The following is a 16,213-nucleotide window of genomic DNA, read 5'->3' as shown; positions in this document are numbered from 1 at the left end:
GTCTCTCTGATTAATTTAACTATACCGTTTAGTTAAAATATTGATAAAATCCGCGTTTGTCAATCGGGTTTCGGGAGCGGATATGGCCAGGGGACGACCGTCGAAAAAGCTGCAGATTCTGGACAGTGCCCGCGAACTCTTCGTCGAGCTCGGCTATCAGGGCACGACCATCGATCTGGTGGTACAGAATGCTGCCGTGTCCAAACCCACCGTTTACGGTCATTTCCCCAGCAAGCAGGTGCTCTGGCAGGCGATGCTGGAGCAGACCATTGAAGCCGCCGAACAGCAGCGCAACGCCATCGAGGTGCTGAGCGGCGACTGGCTTGGCGCCGTCATCGAGGCCTATCGGCTGCTGGCTGCAAAGCCCGAAACGGTGGCGGTCTATCGCATAATGCTCGGTGAACGGCACAAGATGGCCGGGGAGGCACGCCGGCTGTTCGACGATTTCGAATACAGGCTAACGGTCTGGTGCGATGCGGTGCTTCAGGCGCAGGGAGCGACGCTGGACGAGGAGCAGCGTTTCGTGCTTCACGCCCTGTGCCGGGAAGGCATGCTGCAGCCGGCTTTACGCCAGCGTCCGGGGCCCGACGTTGGCCGCCTCAAGCAGACGATTGCCAGGGCAATCGAATAGGTCCCTGGCGGCGTGCCGATTGTCTTCGCGTTCGCGGCGGGGCGCCGCTCCTACGCTACCGTGGCTCCGCGGTCTCCGTAGGAGCCCGGTCTCCGGGCGAAGCCGCCCGGCGCCATACCAAACCCGTTTCGCGGCGGGGCGCCGCTCCTACGCTACGGTGATTCCGCGCTCCCCGTAGGAGCCCGGTCTCCGGGCGAAGCCGCCCGGCGCCATGCCAAACCCATTTCGCGGAGGGGCGCCGCTCCTACGCTACGGTGATTCCGCGGTCCCCGTAGGAGCCCGGTCTCCGGACGAAGCCTCCCGGCGCCATACCAAACCCGTTTCGCGGCGGGGCGCCGCTCCTACGCTACGGTGATTCCGCGCTCCCCGTAGGAGCCCGGTCCCCGGGCGAAGCCGCCCGGCACCATACCAAACCCATTTCGCGGAGGGGCGCCCCTCCTACGCTACGGTGATTCCGCGGTCCCCGTAGGCGCCCGGTCTCCGGACGAAGCCTCCCGGCGCCATGCCGAACCCATTTCGCGGCGGGGCGCCGCTCCTACGCTACGGTGGCTCCGCGGTCCCCGTAGGAGCCCGGTCTCCGGACGAAGCCGCCCGGCGCCATGCCGAACCCATTTCGCGGCGGGGCGCCGCTCCTACGGTGTCGTGCGGTGGTCCCTGGTGCGTAGGATGCCGCGCCCCGCGGCGAACCGGGTCTGGCACCTTGGTGGATGGTTCGCGGCGAGGGAAGTGCCCGTAAGTTTGGGTACGCCGCTCCTGCGGGCGTCGCCCCTGGTGGGCTGTTGCGCTAGCGCTCGCCGCGGTCCTGTTTCGGGAACAGCCAGAACGCCAGCAATCGGGTCAGTAACGGCATCAGCACATAGGTCATCAGCAGTGTTATCACCACCGTCATCCCCAGGGTTCGGGGAATCAGCGGCAGGTGACCGAGCCAGGGCCCCAGTCCCCAGGTGATCAGCGTGATCAGCGGGAATATTGCCAGCCAGGCGACGACGGCCATCTTGTACTTCGGCGGCGGTTGCACCGGGTTCTGGCCCGGCAGCGAAAACCAGGCGACCAGCCCGGAGAGCACTTCGGTGCTGTCGGGCGCATCGAGACACTGTTCGATATCATCCAGGTACTGATGGCGCTCGGCGGAGTGTTGCCAGCGTTCGAAGTCCTCGCGGGTGCGGAACTTGAAAATGATGCGGTATTCGGGATCGTCACTGCTGGCCGGGCGGAACAGGGTGGTGCCAAGAAATCCGGGAAATTGCAGCGCTTCGCGGCTGAGGGCCGCATTGAGTTGTTCGAAATCCTTTTCCTTGCCTTTCTTGATGCGGCGGGAAATGACCACCGTGATGGCATTCTCGGCCGCCTCGGTGGCGTTGAGCTTCGGCGTCGGCTCTTGATACTTCGGGTCCATAATGGGGCAGCTCCTGTGCAAGCTGCCATCTTAGCAGGCTGTTGAAGATCTATCTGCGTTGCCGAATGCGTCGTTAAAATCAGGCTCAAAATGCTCATTTAGTCCACTAAACTGCGCTTTTTCGCCTGTTTTTGCCTAGCCTCGGCTGCCTCGAAAACGTTTTTCAACACCCTGTTAGGAAACCTGCGAACAAGTCTCAACGAAGCGCTGGCTTGCCGCGCGTGCGCGAATCGAGGCGCCCCGGCGGGGCGCAGGTCTTACAGGTCTCGAAATTCCTTGTTGAAGCGGTAGCGACTGGACGTGACATAGCGCTCCATCGCCTGCAGGCGCTCATCGAGGGCGCGCATCCGTTCGCCGATCTGTCGCAGTCTGGCGTTCATCGGCTGGCCGTAGTCGAAGGCGGGTCGGCGCGGGGTTTCCCGCGGTGCTTCACTGGGGCGGCGCGCCAGCAGCACCACACCGGCGAGATACAGCAGTACCGCCAGGCTGCCGCTGAACAGAAACAACGTCAGAAAGATAATGCGTGCCAGCCATACCGGCTGACCGTAGCTTTCGGCAAGTCCTGCGCAGACGCCGGCGATCCAGCCCTGGGACGAGCTGCGGTAGAGGTTGCGGTTGTATCCGTTGGCTTTGCATGCCTTCTGCATGATCAACTCCTTGCGCTGCGGCGGGTCGGCCCGTCTTCGTCCCGGGCCGTACGCCAGCCGGCGTGTTCGCTGTCGAGAATGGTTTCAAGAGTCGCAACGCGCTGCTCGAGGCGTTCGGCCACGGCCAGTGCCTCTTCCAGTTCGTGGCGCTCATCGTCGGACAAACCCTTGTTCAGGCGGGCGCGGGTCCAGTAATGCAGCACCAGCCAGATCGGCACCACGACGGTGAGGAAAATCACCGTCGGGATGAAGAAGAACATCATTGTGGACATCAGTCGTCACTCCGCTTGTCGGCCTGCATCCGTGCCTTGAGGGCCGCCAGCGCCTCTTCGACCTGGTCGTCACGCTCCAGGTCCTCGAATTCCTCGTGCAGGTTGCGGTTACGACCCAGGTCGCGGGATTCGAGTTCCGCCTCCATGTTGTCCATCCGGCGCTCGTAGGTCTCGAATTTGCGGAACGCCTCTTCGAGTTTTTCCCGGCTGCCGGAGCGGTGCATGTCCATGCGCGAGCGGTTGGTCTGTTCGCGAACCTGCAATGACTTCTGCTTCGCCTTGGCGTCGTCGAGCTTTTGCTGCAGCTGGCCGACCTCCTCGTTGAGGATGCCAAGCTGTTCCTCGATGGCATCGACCTCGCGGCTGGCCTGGCGCAATGCCTCCTCGACGGCCTGCTGCTCGGCCAGCGCGGCGCGGGCCAGGTCCTCGCGGCCCTTGCTGATGGCCAGGCGGGCCTTGCGTTCCCATTCGACGGCTTCTTCCTGAAGCCGGGCCATGCGGCGCTCCAGGGTCTTGCGGTCGGCGATGACGCGGGCGGAGGTGGTGCGGACTTCGACCAGGGTATCCTCCATTTCCTGAATCATCATGCGGATCATCTTGGCCGGGTCTTCGGCGCGGTCGAGCAGGGCGGTGATATTGGCGTTAATGATGTCACCAAAGCGTGAAAAGATGCCCATGATTGCGGTCCTCCTGCGAATCGGGTTTCGCGATAGTCTTGACCGATTAGAAGCGAGGGTCGTGCCAGTAATTTTTAACTAATTGAAAGTAATTGGTTTTTTTGGGTCATGGCTATCGCGGGTAGCCTTTGACTGATTGTAGATGTGGGTGATAGGGCTATTATATGGTTAATTTGGCTGATAAATAGTTAATATGGCTCAATCCCGACAGGCCTTGATCGGCAGTTCTGACAGCTTTCACCGCGTGCTGGCGCAGGCCTCGCGGCTGGCGCCGCTGAACCGGCCGGTGCTGATTATCGGCGAGCGCGGTACCGGCAAGGAGCTGGTCGCCGAACGGCTGCACTACCTTTCCGGCCGCTGGCAGCAGCCTTATCTGCAGGTCAACTGTGCCGCGATGAGCGAATCACTGCTGGAGTCAGAATTGTTCGGCCACGAGGCCGGAGCCTTTACCGGCGCCAGCCGGTCGCGCGCCGGGCTGTTCGAGCGCGCCGAGGGCGGCACCCTGTTCCTCGATGAGCTGGCGACGGCCTCGCTAAGGGTGCAGGAAAAGCTCCTGCGCATCATCGAGTACGGACGTTTCGAGCGACTCGGCGGCAGCCGCACCCTGCAGGTGGATGTCCGGGTGGTGGCTGCCACCAATGAGGATCTGCCGGCGGTGGTGCGGGACGGGCGCTTTCGCGCCGATCTGCTCGATCGGCTGGCGTTCGATGTGCTCAACCTGCCGCCACTGCGTTACCGGCGTGACGATATTCCGGAGCTTGCCGAGCATTTCGCCCAGCGCATGTGCCGCGAACTGGATCAGGACTGGTTTCCGGGTTTCAGCAGCGAGGCGCTTGCCCAGCTGCTGGAGTACGACTGGCCGGGCAACGTGCGGGAGCTGAAGAACGTCGTCGAGCGCAGCATTTATCGCAATCAGGATCCTCAGCAGCCGGTGTCGCGTATCGTGCTCGACCCCTTTGCTGCGCCCTGGAGAGCGGCTGGCGAGCCGTCGGCGGAGGTCGCTGACAGGAGTGCTGGAGAGACTGCTGCGTCATCCGCGCAGGCCGCTTTTCCGCTGGATTTGCGCGAACACCTGGCGACGCAGGAACAGCAGTTGATCCGGCAGGCGCTGGAAGCTTCGCGTTTCAATCAGCGCCGCGCTGCCGAGGCGCTGGGGCTGAGTTATCACCAGCTGCGCGCGGCACTGCGCAAGTATCCCGGGTTGCTGGCCGAAGCCGACTGAATGTCGGGGATTCCGCGGGCGGGCACCGGTCGCGCCGTGCAAAGCCTCCGGCATGGGCATGCCGGCGAGGCTCCGCGGGCTCATCAGGTCATGCGGGTACGGTTCATCAGTTCGGAGTTGGGACAGAAGTCGGGTGCGGGGTCCTCGTGATGTTCCTGGCTCAGCCAGCGTTCGCACTCGGCCTCCCGGCGACAGCCGAGACAGCGATAGGCGGCGGAACGGAATTCGGTTTCGAGGGTTTGGCCGGATAGCCGGGCAAGGTCGGCGCCGGTCGCTTCCAGCATCAACCCCATTAGTTCGAGGCGGTCGTCGATGTGTCGAATGATGCCCATTGTCGGATCCTCCGGTAGAGACTGGTTACCATCATCGGACGAATCGCCGGTCATTGAATTGACGGTCGTCAAGACCATGACTCAGCCGCCTGCTGACGGGAAGTTCGACCGGTATATAAATAGCTTTTAACTATTAGTTGATTTTATAAAATTGATTTTAACAACATTCTGATGCTCGCTACCATGACTCCTGTTTTCGAGATACCCATCAGCGAGCAGGAGCACGACATGAGCCAGTCTCTGATCAATACCGAAGTCAAACCGTTTCAGGCGACCGCTTTTCACAACGGCGAGTTCGTCGAAGTCAACGAAGCCAGCCTGAAAGGCCAGTGGTCGGTGTTCTTCTTCTACCCGGCCGATTTCACCTTCGTCTGCCCGACCGAGCTCGGCGACCTGGCGGATCACTACGAGGAGCTGAAGTCCCGCGGCGTCGAGGTGTACTCGGTCTCCACCGACACCCACTTCACCCACAAGGCCTGGCACGACACCTCCGAAACCATCGGCAAGATCCGGTTCCCGATGATCGGCGACCCGACCGGTGCCATCACCCGCAACTTCGGTGTGATGATCGAGGAAGCGGGCCTCGCCGAGCGTGGCACCTTCGTCATCGATCCGGAAGGCAAGATCCAGATCATCGAGATCAACGCCGGCGGCATCGGCCGCGACGCCAGCGAACTGGTGCGCAAGATCAAGGCTGCCCAGTACGTCGCCGCCCACCCGGGTGAAGTCTGCCCGGCGAAGTGGAAGGAAGGCGAGGAAACCCTGGCGCCGTCACTGGATCTGGTCGGCAAGATCTAAGACCAGGGATGCTCTGTATGTCGATAATGCAGGAGCAATTATCGACGAGTGACTGGTGAGTGGTTTGCGACTGGCACGATCCGGAGGGTGGGTCTAGCAGCCCGTCGGACTTAACGCAGATCTACTGCGGGAAAGCCGATTTTGGTCATTTTTTGTTCTCCTTTTCGTTAAATCGAACCACTATTCGCCTCAAAAGAGCTCAAAAACTGCCTCAAAACGGACTTCCCCTCGCTACGATCGGTCAAGCCCGACAGGCTGCTAGCGATGCAATGCCGTCGTATGATTCGGTTGGCACGGGGGTTGGGCATCGCGTAACCCGCCATATCGATCGCATTACAGATCGATGGTTGTCGGCTGGCACGCACTTGCCTGAAACCTCAGTGTTGGGTTACGGTCCTTCGGACCTAGACCCAAGCTACGGGGTCTGAGCGCTTTGCGAGCTTCGCGTAACCTGTTATATCGATCGTATTAGAGATCGATGGTTGTCGGCTGGCACGCACTTGCCTGAAACCTCAGTGTTGGGTTACGGTCCTTCGGACCTAGACCCAACCTACGGGGTCTGAGCGCTTTGCGAGCTTCGCGTAACCCGCCATATCGATCGCCGTACAGATCGATTCGTGTCGGCTGGCACCGCGCAAGCCACGGACCACACTCGAAACCCCGCAGGCGCATGCGCGTCTGCGGGGTTTTGCATTTTTGCTTCTGTCGAAACGGCGGCAGGGACCCTGTGGCCGGATCGGCTGTCTGACGGTGGACAGGTTCCCGCAGGAGGTTTGTACGATGCGGTCGATCGATCGACGCACGCTGCTGGCGTCGGCACTGGCCAGCCTGGGCTGGCTGGTGCTGCCGCGTCCGGTGCGCGCCAGCGTCATGCATGCTCGCACCATTCCCTCCAGCGGCGAGGCGATTCCCGCGATCGGCATGGGTACCTGGCTGACCTTCGATGTCGGCGCAGACGCCTCCGCGCTGGCGCAGCGCGCCGAGGTGTTGCGTACTTTTTTCATGGCCGGCGGCGGACTTATCGATTCCTCGCCGATGTACGGCTCGTCCGAGGAGGCCGTCGGGCGCTGTCTGGAGCTGATGGGTTATCCAGGCGGGCTTTTCTCCGCGACCAAGGTCTGGACGCCGCTCGAGTTTCATGGCCGTATGCAGATCGAGCACTCGTTCGATCTCTGGGGGCTGGAGCGCTTCGATCTGATTCAGGTGCATAACCTGGTGGCCTGGCAGCAGCAGCTTGAAACCCTGCGCGGATTGAAGGCCGACGGCAGGTTGCGCTATATCGGTGTGACCACCTCCCACGGCCGGCGTCACGACGAGCTGGAGGCCATTCTGCGCAGCGAGCCGCTGGACTTCGTGCAGCTCACCTACAATGTCCTCGATCGCGAAGCCGAAGCCCGGCTGCTGCCGCTGGCGGCGGAGCGCGGCGTGGCGGTGATCGTCAACCGGCCGTTTCAGCGCGGTGGGCTGTTCCACCGCTTCGCGCGTTATCCGCTGCCGCCCTGGGCCGTCGAGATCGAGGCGGGGAACTGGGCCCAGTTCTTCCTTAAATACATCCTTTCCCACCCGGCGGTGACCTGCGCCATTCCGGCAACCCGCCGGGTCGATCATATGACCGAGAACATGGGCGCGCTCTACGGCCCCTTGCCATCGCGGCGGATGCGGGCGCAGATGGTCGAATATATCCAGGGACTGTGACAGCAGTCGGGTGCAGGGTAGACGGCCGCAGGAGCCCGGTGCCCGGGCGAAGCTTTTGCCGAGGGGGCTATTCGCCGTACGACCGGTCAAGACCGGCAGCCGGCTAGGGCAGCAGCTTCATCGCCTCTTCATTGCTCAGCAACTGGCGGGTCAGCTGGTAGCCCAGCTCGCGGTAGGCTTCGAACTGACGCTCGTCGAAGAACTGATCGCTGGTGGGCTGATTGGGATAGCTCGGATTGCTCAGCTTGTAGGAATACAGATCTCCCGGCAGGTGCCGGGTCATCGCCGATTTGATGTAGACCAGGCGTCCGACGAAGGCTTTATTGTCGCCTGCATCGGGGTAGAGGATATCGCCGATGGCGTAGCCGCGCTCCGACAACTGGTACTTTTCGTCGTAGATGCGGGCGCTGTTTTCGCTGCTGGCGGCCTGACTTCCCGGCAGCACGCCGGCCATGTTGTAGGATTCGTGGGGAAAGCGGATGGAAACGCCGAAATCGACACGGATGCGCTCCACGGCATTGCCGAAGTCGTCGAAGGTGGCGCCGGGGTCGGCGCTGGCGTCGGAGAGAATGATCACCGGCGTACGCCGGCGCACCAGTTCGTAAAGCCCGGTGTTGTCGAAGTGGCCGCCGTCGGAGAGTTCGACCAGCAGGCTGTGTTCGGTATGACCATAGTTGAACAGGCTGCGAAAACCCGGGAACAGATAGTTGGGACCGATCAGGCGCTGCAGTGCCAGCAGCGGATGGTTCGGGTTAAAGGCCCAGTATCCCAGTCTCAGGCCGAGAAAGGTGGCCAGGAACGACAGCACCGGGCTGGTGACGCCGCCGGCACCGGCGACACCCGAATGGGGGTTTTCCGCGGCGCCGGATATCGACATGGCGGTGGCGAGCGTCATGCTGCCGTTGGCAAAGCCCCGGGTGTCGATATAGTCGGTCGCCAGACTGCCGCAGTACAGCGGCGACAGCAGAAAACTGTCGCCGAGGCGGCCGCGGTAGCGGGGCGTGATGGCGTTGTTGAGAATGATATTGCAGTTGATCAGGTGGTAGGGCGACCAGCTTTTGGCGCTGGCGATGTCGGCAAGGGTGGTGGCGTTGGCGGCTTTGCCCCGTTCGCACAGCGGCTCGGTTGGCGCTACCTCCGGGGCCTTGAGAAAGGTTTCCATCAGCCGGTCGCGGTACATCTTGTGCGGCGATACCTGGTTGATGTTGACGATCAGTGGTACCACCACCGCCAGCAGCACGAACAGCAGCAGCCAGGAGGGGTCGCCGGAGCCGCGGTACAGCTCGTGAACGTACTCTGCGGTGATGTAGGCGATCAGGAAAACGAAGAAGGTAAAGAGCATTGCCGCGACGATCGTCAGTGCCCGGGTAATCCAGCTGCTGCGGCTTTGGTTGTTGCTGGCGGCCTCGGTATTGAGGCGGAACTGACGTATCGACAGCAGCACGCCGGCCAGACCCGACGCCATCGAACTGAAGAGTCCCGGGTCGTTCAGCGACAGGTGAGTACCGAACACCAGGTGTGCGACCAGCGGTATGGCGGCGAAAAACAGCGCGGTGGCGATCCCTTTCAGCAGCAGTCCCAGGGTGCGCTGTATCCGAACCCTGTAGCAATAGGCGCGGGAAAAGGAGGTGGCGAAGTAGCTGCTCAGGCCATAGAGGAAGACGATGGCAAGAAACAGCGCTGTGCCGATCAGCGCCAGGGTGAGGAAAAACACCGAGAAGGCGATGCGGTGATTGCTGACGGCCTCGTCCTGTATAGAGGCCAGCATGCGCGGTCCCCGCTCCAGCAACGATTCGACGCTGGTGGTGCTGATGACCGTCATGTTCAGCAGCGGGTCGAGCACGCCGGTGGTGATCAGGATCGAGAACAGCAGAAACGCCAGGCCGAACAGCAGCGTATAGGCGACCACCGAGTGGGTCACGCTGAGCAGCACATTGCCGATCAGCGAGGCGGTGCCCAGGTGTGAAGGCGTGAGGTATTTGCCGTGCTGGCGAATGTAACTGAGGATGCGGTCCTCTTCGCTCTGGCTGCGCAGACTGCCGGCGAAGGTCTCGATGTTGCCGAACGGAAAGCAGTTGAACAGCTTCTGGTACCAGGTCAGCGCAGAGCCGGCGTAGCCGCCGCCGGATACGGTGGACAGGTATGCCAGACGTTCGAATACCGGCGGCTTGTTGCCGGCCAGGTGGCGGTTGCGCAGCGCCTGGATCACGCCGGTGGCGAAGGAGGCCGAGCGTATGCCGCCGCCGGACAGCGCTAGGCCGTAGCAGGGGCGCTTTTTGTGCGGATAGGCCTCCGGATCCATGTAGTCGTAATGGGCGCGCACATAATCCGGGTATTCCTTCTCGGTGAAGGTGCGATAATGCTGCTCGAGATAGGCCCTGTGGCTTTCGTCGAAGGCCCGGGACTGTCCGTCCTCGATATACTCCCGTTCCTTCGACATTACCGTCTCGACCTTGACGGGCTCGCAGCGAGCGAAGCGTTCGGCCAGCCATTTGAGCATCGGGCGGACTCCTCAGCCGGCATCCTTGAGAATCACATCGGCGGCTTTCTCCGCCACGATGTAGATGGCGCAGACGATGAAAAAGCCCGGGATGCGCGGAAATACCGACGCGTCGACGACGCGCAGGCCTTTGGTGCCGCGTACCCGGAACTCGCTGTCGAGTACCGCCATCGGATCGTCGTCGGCGCCGATCGGGCAGGTGCAGGAGGCATGGTGTCCCCAGGCCTGGTTGCGCACGAAGTCGCGCAGTTCATCGTCGCTCTGCAGCGCCTCGCCCGGCAGTTCTTCCTCGGCGATCAGGCCCTTTTTCTTCAGCGGTGCGGTGAGTTTACGGATGAACTTGATGCCCTCGACCACCGACTCGAGGTCTTCGCCACTGGCATCGTTGCCTTCCTCGAAGTAGCGGAAATTGATGTGCGGCGTATCCCGGGGATCGCCGGATCGCAGTGTGACCGACCCGGCAGTATTGTTGGTATGCGCCTTCAGGATCGCCCAGGTCAGGTAATTGAGATGCTCCGCCAGCAGCTTCGAGTAGGTCGGAAAGTAGCCCCTGAAGAGCCCGAGCAGCGCGAAGCAGAACAGGTCGGGCAGCGGCCGCTCCTGCAGCGAGCGCTTGATCACCGCGATGACCGCACCATTGGTGGTGTAGACCCCCTCGCGTTTCTCGGCCCACTGCCGGTACTGAGGGTCGCCCTTGGCGTATTTGGCCCCCTCCAGCACTTCCCAGTTCTCGAAGTTCATGCGGTTGACCACGCCGACCTCGTAGCGATCCTGCAGGTTCCGGCCGACGCCCGGCAGCTCGACGCGCACGTCGATGCCGTGGCGGTTGAGTTCATCCCGCGGACCTATGCCGGACAGCATCAGCAGCTGCGGAGTATTGAAGGCGCCGCCGGCGAGGATGACTTCCCTGCGCGCGCGCGCGATCACGGTTTCCCGAGGCTGGCCATGGGGTTTGCAGTGGGCGCGATAGAGGCGTGCGCCCTTCATGACTTCGACTCCGGTGGCGCGGTTGTCATCGTCGAACAGCACCCGGGTTACCAGAGCGTCTAGTTCGATCTTGAGAAGATCGGGGTGGCGTTTCTGGACGTCGAGCAGACGCTCGCGTGATCCCATGCGCTGGTGGTTTTTCGTCGCCAGCGGCGGATAGCGCAGCCCGGTGGCATTGTCCTTGACCAGCCGCCAGTCGTTGGGGTCGCCGTGTCCCTGGCGCAGCCACTCGCCACGCTTGAAGGGCTCGCCCAGCTCGTCGAAGGCGGTCTCGACCGAGCTGACCAGTGTCTTGACCAGGTCGCCGTCGCCGAGCGCGCTTTTCGGAATCGCCTTCTCGGTTTGCAGCCAGCCCTTGAAGCCGTGCTTGCTGGGATTCGCCAGCCGATTGTAAAAGCGCTCGTCGGGCCGGTGGTGGCAGTTTTCCAGTTTCTGGAAGTATTCGCGCATCGGCCGCGCCTTCCAGGAGTCGTCGCCGGTGATTGCGGCGATATGCTCCCAGTCGTCGTTGTGCGGATACACGGTGATCATGGCGTTGTGGGCGGTGCAGCCTCCAAGGCAGCCGGCGCGGGGGTAGAGCACCCCGTCGACGTCCTCGCCCTCGTAGCTGGCACTGTACTTGGGGTCTTTCCGCTGTTGCCCGTCGTCGCCGTAGTGGCGCACGAAGTAGTCCCACTTCATGGCCTTGTTTTCGCTGGAGAAGGCGTGGAACACCGGCACGTCGTAGTCGTCGGGTAGCCGGTTGTCGTCGCTGACGGCGTCGCCGCCTTTCAGTGTGCGGGGGTCTCCGCCGGCCTCGAGCACCAGTACGCTGTGGCCGCTTTCGGCAAGCCTTGCGGCGAGGGTGCCGCCGCCGGCGCCGGAGCCCACGACGATATAGTCATATTCAATGCTCATGCTGATTCCCCCGCTCAGAGTGTTTTCAGGAAGGCGATCAGGGCGTATTTGTCGTCATCGCTAAGCCCCTGTTCGTCGACCATGTAGTCGGTGCCGAAGTAGTGGCCCTTGTTGACGACGAAATCCGGGCATTTGTTGACCGCCAGAAGCGGGTCGACCAGATCGGCAAAGACCGCTTTGGCCTCCTCGTCGCTGGCGTTCTCCGGCAGCGCCTTGAGGTCCTTCTTGGCCTCGAGCAGCACTTTGATGACCTCTTCGCGCTTTTCCATGTCGATGTTCGACAGCAGATTGATCGGCGTGCCGGTCGGGATCGGGCCGATCTCGACGCCGCCGTCACCGAACAGCCAGGGCAGCAGTTTGGCCAGGGTGCCTTCCAGGGCCTGCAGCGAGCTTGGCAGATATCCGCTGGCGACCCGCAGGTAGCTCTGCTCGGAGGTGCGGTCGATCACGCCCGGGTGGGTCTTGCCGGAGCGGGTGATGACCTCGAAGTCGCCCTCGCGCTTTTCCGGCCACAGCATTTTCTCGATCGAGTCGTCGAACGAGGCCATGCGGTCGGCGACGGAGCCCGTCCACTTGAAGTCGCCTACGGTGTTGTTGAGCAGGTAGGGGGCCGAGGACCAGAGGCTCACCAGCGAGGCCGGGCGGGTATAGCCGCGACCGTCGGCGGGCAGCTCGTAGTTCCAGGGTTCGCCGCTGATCGGGTGCTGAACGGTCAGGGTACCGGCCGACGGCAGCTTCTTGTACGACTCGGAGGTGAAGTTGTCCCAGATATTGCCGCCGATGCCGTTGGTGGCCAGCGGACTGCAGGCGTTGGTTTCCAGCAGGGTCACGGGAACGCGCAGCTCGGTGGAGAGGAAGTTGTCGTCCAGGAAATCGTCCTGCTTCACGATTTCGCGCATCTGCCCCTTGAACTCGTCGCTCTGGCTCCAGCGCCAGTAGTTGGCGAAGCATTGCAGGTAGCCGTCCTCGACGCAGCCGTGGTTGGGGAAGAAGTCGAAGGTTTTCTCCGGCAGTTTGCTGGAGTGGCAGCGCGCGCAGGTGTCGGCGAAGACCTCCTTGCCGCGTTCGAGTTGCGAGCCGTCGCGGCTCAGGTACTGTTCGCCGCCGGGGGCGTTGGCGAGGTAGTCCGGGCGTGCCGAGGCCAGCAGGAACAGCGCCAGGTCCGGGGTTTGGGTTTCGTTGGCGTTCCAGTAGCTGGAATTCTTGCGCGCCACCTCGATTTCGAACGGGGTGATGGGCTTGCCGCCGATCAGCGGCTTGAAGTGCTCCAGCCACTCCTGGCTGAACAGACCGATGTTGATGTAAACCCGGTTCAGCGCGCCGAGGGCGCCCACCGAGTCCGCGCCGTCCTTGAGTACGCGCGGGGTGAATACGGTATCGGGCTCCTCATAGAACTGATTCAGCGGGCTCTGTTCGGGAACGGCGTCGAGCTGATTGAACTGCTTGTTGTTGAGCCCGCCGCCGGCGAGTTTTTCACGACCGAGTTTGGAGGCGATCTCCATGCGCGCGCCGAGGTTGTAGATGGCGTTCATGGTGCGCGGATTGTTGATGTAATCCGATGAAATCAGCGAGGTGTCCAGGGCGCCGGGTCGCGAGGTATGGAACAGCTGGAACGGGAAACTGCTGCGATCGGCGTCCCACATGAAGATCCGATCGACCCAGAAGTACTGTGCGCCGGGGTTGGAATTGAGGTTGGCCCACTCGGGGTTTTCCGGATCGGCGGGCGGATTGGCCGGATTCGGGCCGACGTGGCAGAAACCGCAGGACATGCCCACGCGATAGGGCTTCACCAGGTCCCTGTTCTGATAGTAGTCGGGGTCGTTGTAGTAGCGTTCCGGGTCCCAGTTCTCTTCGGCCTCTTCGTCGAAGTCCGGGTTCGGGAACAGCCGCAGACCGACGATGCCGGTACCGTAGCCGTAGTAGGATCCGGCGGGGATGTTCTTGCCGCGAGCACCGATCTCGACCCCGGGATACTTGACCTCGTCTTCGAACGGGTCCGGCCCGCAGTCCGGATCCCGGACATCGAGCCATAGGCCGTAGCGATCCTCCCGCGGCCCTTCGGCCTTGTTGTAGCAGGGCTCGTTGACCACGCCGAGATACTGCCAGCGATTGTCGCGGCTGAACTTCAGGCTGGGGTGGTTGGAAAGGGTCTTGAGAAAGTCGAGGTTGCCGACGCTGACCCGCGAAATTTCGTCCCAGAGCGCATCGTTGCCGGCCGTCCAGACGATCCAGTTGTTGCGCCCGCGGACGATGGCATCGCGCGCCTGCTGCGGTGTGATGCCCGGTATATAGGGCTCGAGGCGCCGCGCGACTTCCTCGGGATCCTTGCTGATGCCGTAATCCATATCGGCGAAGTAGTCTATGTCCGAGCCGGCCAGCGAGTCTGCATCCCGGCCGACGCACAGAGCCTCGTCACGTACCTTGCCGGCACCCTCGCCGCAGATATTGGATGGGCTACAGGCCTGCAACAACAAAGAAAAGGCGGCCAGCAATAACGATATTCTGACGGCTTTCATCTCCTCGACTCCTTTCCGGGCTTTATTGGGTCATCTGTGCACAGGTTCCGATTTACCGGAACAGACCGGCATATCGGGATATCCGTCCGGTTGATTCGTATATTTCCGATTCGACCGCTACGTTCTCGGTTCTCGGGCAGGGAGGATGACGCCAGACAGTCCGGATACCGCGGAAATCAACCGCCCTGTGCGGGCAGTGCGAGGCTCCGGGATAGGGAGGTGCGTCCCTGCCTTCGAATATTCAGCTTCCTTTTGCCAAGAAGTATAGGCCGGCTTTTTTTCGAACATAAAACCGGCTCTCAAGTTTTTTCCGGGGTGCAGCATTAGCGAAGGCTTTTACTGAATCTTTAAAATCTTAAACGCTTGTTTTAAGTAAGATTTTTTATTGCGAATTGTGCTGGAGTTTTATTTTCTCATTCAAGGGTCGGTGTTTGTTAGGGAACCTGCGAATAAGTCCCAATGAGGCTCTGGCTTACAGCGCGAGCCGGAATCGAGGCGCCGTTTCGAAGGCATGCTGGTGGCCTGTTGAGAAGCGGCAACAAAGAGTCCGGTTCGCGCTGTAAGCCCCGAAGGGCGGGCCCTGAAGCATGCATCTGCTGTGTTGCAGTGCTTGAAAAGGACTAAGGCCATTCCCTGCGCACTGCGTCGGGATGCCGCACCACTTGCATCTGCACGCTTCAGGGCCCGCAGAGTCCAAATGGGACTTGTTCGCAGGTTCCTTAGAAATACTGAAATTTTAACTGTCTCTATAAGGCAACATTTCAGGTGGGTGGCCGCGAAAAGCAGCGGATCGCATCAGTCGGTGGGCGGTCGAATGATTTAGGGAGCCTGCGACCAAGTCCGCAGAGACCAAATGGGACTTATTCGCGGGTTCCCCAGGGGTCTGGATATGAGAATCGCGCATTACGAACGCAACGACCGAGGACGCGATTTTGCCGTCGGCGACCTGCACGGCCACCGTGGTTTGCTGCAAGCGCGTCTTGATGGGGTCGGTTTCGATCCCCGGCGTGACCGCCTGTTCTGCGTCGGGGATCTGGTCGACCGGGGCCCCGAGTCGCTGGCGTGCCTGGAGCTGGCCTTCGAACCCTGGTGCCACAGCGTGATGGGCAACCACGAGGCGATGATGTTCGATGCGCTGCTACGCAGGCGGCACTTCGATCTCTGGATGCGCAACGGCGGCGAATGGATCTACGAGCTCAGCATCGGCAGGGTCACCGGCCTCTGTCACCGTCTCGCGCCATCGTTGCCGCTGGCACTGGAGGTCGAAACGGCGTGTGGCCGGGTGGGGCTGGTGCATGCCGAGGTGCCGGGCGACGACTGGCCGCAGGTCGAGAACGGCGATCCCCAGATACTGCTCTGGGCGCGGGAGCGGGTCGAGCGTCGCCGCGAAGATCCGGTCCGGGGCATCGCCCAGGTAATCTGCGGCCACACGCCGGTACGCGAACCGCTAAGACTGGGCAACGTGCTCGATATCGACACCGGCGCATACTTCACCGGACGTCTTACCCTGGTCGGGCTGAATGAGCTGCTTCAGCAGGGCTGATCCAGGCCCGCGGGCTTTGGACACGGCTCGGTGTGGTTTTCCCAACAGAACCGTCTATGCTGCATTTGCGCAAAACAACGCCTCGCGGTTCGCGGGTGGC

The 16,213-nt window shown here is 62.0% G+C and carries 13 protein-coding genes; 5 read left to right on the top strand and 8 right to left on the bottom strand.

Annotated features, from left to right (window positions below; all coding sequences use genetic code 11):
• Window positions 1-82: 82 nt before the first annotated feature.
• Window positions 83-631 (top strand): TetR/AcrR family transcriptional regulator, encoded by a 549-nt coding sequence (locus tag IEX85_RS21985; protein ID WP_188862789.1) that lies wholly within the window; start codon window positions 83-85, stop codon window positions 629-631.
• A gap of 784 nt (window positions 632-1,415) precedes the next feature.
• On the opposite strand, the gene IEX85_RS21980 is transcribed toward IEX85_RS21985, so the two are convergent.
• The 4 genes from IEX85_RS21980 to pspA all read right to left on the bottom strand — a co-directional run bounded on the left by IEX85_RS21980 (window position 1,416) and on the right by pspA (window position 3,623).
• On the bottom strand, window positions 1,416-2,027 hold the full coding sequence (locus tag IEX85_RS21980; RefSeq protein WP_188862788.1) for an antibiotic biosynthesis monooxygenase: 612 nt from the start codon (window positions 2,025-2,027) through the stop codon (window positions 1,416-1,418).
• Window positions 2,028-2,284: 257 nt separating this feature from the next.
• Window positions 2,285-2,674, bottom strand: a complete 390-nt coding sequence (gene pspC, locus IEX85_RS21975; RefSeq protein WP_188862787.1) for an envelope stress response membrane protein PspC — start codon at window positions 2,672-2,674, stop codon at window positions 2,285-2,287.
• A gap of 2 nt (window positions 2,675-2,676) precedes the next feature.
• A complete protein-coding gene (gene pspB / locus IEX85_RS21970; RefSeq protein ID WP_188862786.1) occupies window positions 2,677-2,946 on the bottom strand; it encodes an envelope stress response membrane protein PspB in 270 nt (89 codons plus the stop codon).
• Window positions 2,946-3,623: a phage shock protein PspA gene (pspA, locus tag IEX85_RS21965; protein WP_188862785.1), complete on the bottom strand. Its 678-nt coding sequence runs from the start codon at window positions 3,621-3,623 to the stop codon at window positions 2,946-2,948. Before pspA ends, pspB begins: the two co-directional genes overlap by 1 nt.
• A gap of 193 nt (window positions 3,624-3,816) precedes the next feature.
• Here pspA and pspF point away from each other — a divergent pair, with 193 nt between their 5' ends.
• Entirely contained in the window at window positions 3,817-4,845 is a 1,029-nt protein-coding gene (pspF, locus tag IEX85_RS21960) for a phage shock protein operon transcriptional activator (protein WP_188862784.1), read from the top strand.
• 83 nt (window positions 4,846-4,928) lie between these two features.
• On the opposite strand, the gene IEX85_RS21955 is transcribed toward pspF, so the two are convergent.
• Window positions 4,929-5,177: a DUF6455 family protein gene (locus tag IEX85_RS21955; protein WP_188862783.1), complete on the bottom strand. Its 249-nt coding sequence runs from the start codon at window positions 5,175-5,177 to the stop codon at window positions 4,929-4,931.
• A 240-nt stretch (window positions 5,178-5,417) separates the two neighbouring features.
• Between IEX85_RS21955 and ahpC the strand changes: the two genes are divergently transcribed.
• Window positions 5,418-5,975 carry an alkyl hydroperoxide reductase subunit C gene (gene ahpC / locus IEX85_RS21950; RefSeq protein WP_444543282.1) on the top strand — a complete coding sequence of 186 codons (558 nt, stop codon included), beginning with the start codon at window positions 5,418-5,420 and terminating at the stop codon, window positions 5,973-5,975.
• A gap of 780 nt (window positions 5,976-6,755) precedes the next feature.
• Window positions 6,756-7,670 carry an aldo/keto reductase gene (locus IEX85_RS21945; RefSeq protein ID WP_188862781.1) on the top strand — a complete coding sequence of 305 codons (915 nt, stop codon included), beginning with the start codon at window positions 6,756-6,758 and terminating at the stop codon, window positions 7,668-7,670.
• A 103-nt stretch (window positions 7,671-7,773) separates the two neighbouring features.
• Here the strand turns inward: IEX85_RS21945 and IEX85_RS21940 are convergent, their stop codons facing one another.
• From IEX85_RS21940 to IEX85_RS21930, 3 genes are read right to left on the bottom strand one after another with little or no spacing between them, the layout of a single operon-like run.
• Window positions 7,774-10,170, bottom strand: a complete 2,397-nt coding sequence (locus tag IEX85_RS21940) for a hypothetical protein (protein WP_188862780.1) — start codon at window positions 10,168-10,170, stop codon at window positions 7,774-7,776.
• A 12-nt stretch (window positions 10,171-10,182) separates the two neighbouring features.
• Window positions 10,183-12,054 (bottom strand): GMC family oxidoreductase, encoded by a 1,872-nt coding sequence (locus IEX85_RS21935; RefSeq protein ID WP_188862779.1) that lies wholly within the window; start codon window positions 12,052-12,054, stop codon window positions 10,183-10,185.
• Between the two features lie 14 nt (window positions 12,055-12,068).
• Window positions 12,069-14,570: a hypothetical protein gene (locus tag IEX85_RS21930; RefSeq protein WP_188862778.1), complete on the bottom strand. Its 2,502-nt coding sequence runs from the start codon at window positions 14,568-14,570 to the stop codon at window positions 12,069-12,071.
• A gap of 889 nt (window positions 14,571-15,459) precedes the next feature.
• Between IEX85_RS21930 and IEX85_RS21925 the strand changes: the two genes are divergently transcribed.
• Window positions 15,460-16,113 carry a metallophosphoesterase gene (locus tag IEX85_RS21925; RefSeq protein WP_188862777.1) on the top strand — a complete coding sequence of 218 codons (654 nt, stop codon included), beginning with the start codon at window positions 15,460-15,462 and terminating at the stop codon, window positions 16,111-16,113.
• The last annotated feature ends 100 nt before the right edge of the window (window positions 16,114-16,213 follow it).

It is taken from the genome of Marinobacterium nitratireducens (assembly GCF_014645375.1).
In the GTDB taxonomy this organism is placed as follows: domain Bacteria; phylum Pseudomonadota; class Gammaproteobacteria; order Pseudomonadales; family Balneatricaceae; genus Marinobacterium_A; species Marinobacterium_A nitratireducens.
This window is presented reverse-complemented; position numbering and strand designations above follow the sequence as displayed.